This window comes from Collinsella sp. Sow4_D11 (genome assembly GCF_052116465.1).
In the GTDB taxonomy this organism is placed as follows: domain Bacteria; phylum Actinomycetota; class Coriobacteriia; order Coriobacteriales; family Coriobacteriaceae; genus Collinsella.
The window spans coordinates 1-2,963 of the sequence record NZ_JBQKLA010000049.1 but is presented as its reverse complement, the minus strand read 5'-3'; the positions used below and the strand labels follow the sequence as shown (position 1 = coordinate 2,963).

Annotated in this window: 1 rRNA gene; it reads right to left on the bottom strand. The window is 64.2% G+C overall.

Annotated elements, in window-relative coordinates:
- Window positions 1–2,924: ribosomal RNA gene (locus tag ACTQ40_RS10325) — 23S ribosomal RNA — on the bottom strand; the annotation flags it as partial.
- Between the last annotated feature and the right edge of the window lie 39 nt (window positions 2,925–2,963).

Sequence of the window (2,963 nt, the reverse complement as noted above, 5' to 3'; positions counted from 1 at the left end):
CCTTGCACCTGCCGTCTATCGACCAGGTAGTCTACCTGGGCCCTTACCGGAAGGAGAACTAATCCCTGGAACGGCTTCCCGCTTAGATGCCTTCAGCGGTTATCCGCGCCGCACGCGGCTACCCGGCCGTGCCGTTGGTCGACAACCGGTTCACCGGAGGTGCGTCCACCCCGGTCCTCTCGTACTGGGGGCAGCCTCCATCGATTCTCCTGCGCCCACGGAGGATAGGGACCGAACTGTCTCACGACGTTCTGAACCCAGCTCGCGTACCGCTTTAAACGGCGAACAGCCGTACCCTTGGGACCTGCTCCAGCCCCAGGATGCGATGAGCCGACATCGAGGTGCCAAACCTTGCCGTCGATGTGGACTCTTGGGCAAGATCAGCCTGTTATCCCCGGAGTACCTTTTATCCGTTGAGCGACGGCCCACCCACTCGGGGCCGCCGGATCACTAGAGCCTGCTTTCGCACCTGCTCGGCTTGTGGGCCTCGCAGTCAAGCCCGCTTGTACTCTTGCATTCAAAAGGACGGTTGCCGACCGTCCCGAGCGGACCTTCGCGCGCCTCCGTTACCCTTTAGGAGGCGACCGCCCCAGTCAAACTGCCCGCCTGGCACGGTCCCCGAGCCGGTTGACGGCCTCGGGTTAGGACGCCGGTCGCGCGAGGGCAGTATTCCAAGGGCGGCTCCCCGGGGGCTGGCGCCTCCGGATCTTAGCCTCCTGCCTATCCTCTACACGCGGGACCAGCGGCCAATGCCAAGCTGCAGTGAAGGTTCACGGGGTCTTTCCGTCCTTCCGCGGGTAAGTCGCATCTTCACGACCAGTGCAATTTCACCGGGTCCATGGTCGAGACAGCGCCCAAGTCGTTGCGCCTTTCGTGCAGGTCGGAACTTACCCGACAAGGAATTTCGCTACCTTAGGACCGTTATAGTTACGGCCGCCGTTTACCGGGGCTTGGCTTCGGGGCTTCGCGCGGTGCGCTAACTCCTCCGCGTGACCTTCCGGCACCGGGCAGGCGTCAGACCCTATACGTCGCCTTGCGGCTTCTGCAGAGTCCTGTGTTTTTGGTAAACAGTCGCTTGGGCCTCTCCACTGCGGCCCGCCTCCGCTCCCGGAGCAAGTCCGTTCACGTACGCGCGGGCACCCCTTCTCCCGAAGTTACGGGGCCATTGTGCCGAGTTCCTTGACCATGGTTGACCCGATCGCCTCGGTATGTTCTACCCACCCACCTGTGTCGGTTTGCGGTACGGGCGCGCACGCGCCTGCCTAGGGGTTTTTCTAGGGACCTCGGGCTCACTCGCTTCGCTTAAGTGCTTCGTCCGGAGCCTCGCCCTCGATGCGGACCGGATTTCCCTGGTCCGCGGGCCGCGCTCCATCACGGGGACGTCCAGAACCCCGCCGAGCCACCCCCATCCGTCGCCCCGTCGGTCGTAGCGCCGCGTGCGCGGTGCAGGAATGTCTGCCTGCTGCGCGTCGGCTACGCCTCCCGGCCTCGCCTTAGCCCCCGACTGACCCTGGGAGGATTAGCCTTGCCCAGGAAACCTCGGGTTCACGGCGGACGAGTTACTCTCTCGTCTCTCGCTACTCATGCCAGCATTCTCACTCCCATGCGCTCCACCGTCGGTCGCCCTCCGGCTTCTCCGCCCATGGGAAGCTCCCCTACCGATTCTATAGATAAAATCCCGCCGCTTCGGTGTCCAGCTTAGCCCCGTGTATTGTCGGCGCATGTCCACTCGACCAGTGAGCTGTTACGCACTCTTTGAATGCATGGCTGCTTCTAAGCCAACATCCTGGTTGTCTGGGCGGACGCACATCCTTTGCCACTCGGCTGGAACTTGGGGACCTTAGCGGGCGGTCCGGGCTGTTTCCCTCTCGAGCACACAGCTTAGCCCACATGCTCTGACTGCCGCGCTCTGGGCCGCCGGCATTCGGAGTTCGGTTGGATTCGGTAGGCGGCGAAGCCCCCTCGTCCATCCGGTGCTCTACCTCCGGCGGTGAACGCGCGACGCTAGCCCTAAAGCTATTTCGGGGAGAACGAGATATCTCCGGGTTTGATTGGCCTTTCACCCCTATCCGCAGGTCATCGCCGCCGTTTTCAACCGACGTGCGTTCGGCCCTCCACGGGGTCTTACCCCCGCTTCAGCCTGCCCACGGATAGCTCACCCGGCTTCGCGTCCGCGGCGCGGGACTCAAGTCGCCCTGTTAAGGCTCGCTTTCGCTCCGGCTCCCTTTCGGTTAACCTCGCCCCGCGCCAGCGACTCGCTGGCTCATTCTACAAAAGGCACGCCGTCACACCGTAAAGGTGCTCCGACTGCTCGTGGGCGCACGGTTTCAGGTACTGTTTCACTCCCCTCCCGGGGTGCTTTTCACCTTTCCCTCACGGTACTGGTGCGCTATCGGTCACAGGGTAGTACTCAGGCTTGGATGGTGGTCCACCCAGGTTCGGACCGGGTTTCACGTGCCCGGCCCTACTCAGGGACCGCGTCGCGCCGTCCGGTCTGGGTTCGCGTACGGGGCTGTCACCCGCTGCGGCCGGCCCTCCCATGCCGTTCCGCTCCCCAGCCGGACCTGCGCCCGGGGGCGGCAGCCCCCGGATGCGCGGCCCTGCAACCCCGCCGGCGGAACCCCTGCCGGGTACGCCCGCTCGACGGTTTGGCCATCGGTCCCCTTTCGCTCGCCGCTACTCGGGGAGTCTCGAGATTGATTTCCTCTCCTCCGGGTACTTAGATGTTTCAGTTCCCCGGGTTGTCCTCCCCGGCCCTATGCGTTCAGGCCGGGGATATGCACACTGCTGTGCATGGGTTCGCCCATTCGGAGACCCCCGGGTCGAAGGATGTGTGCTCCTCGCCGGGGATTATCGCAGCTTGCCGCGTCCTTCATCGGCTCCCTGTGCCAAGGCATCCGCCGTGCGCCCGTGGTATCTTGCGGGACCGCTCCGGGCCCGCGGGATATCCACGTGTCGCTAAT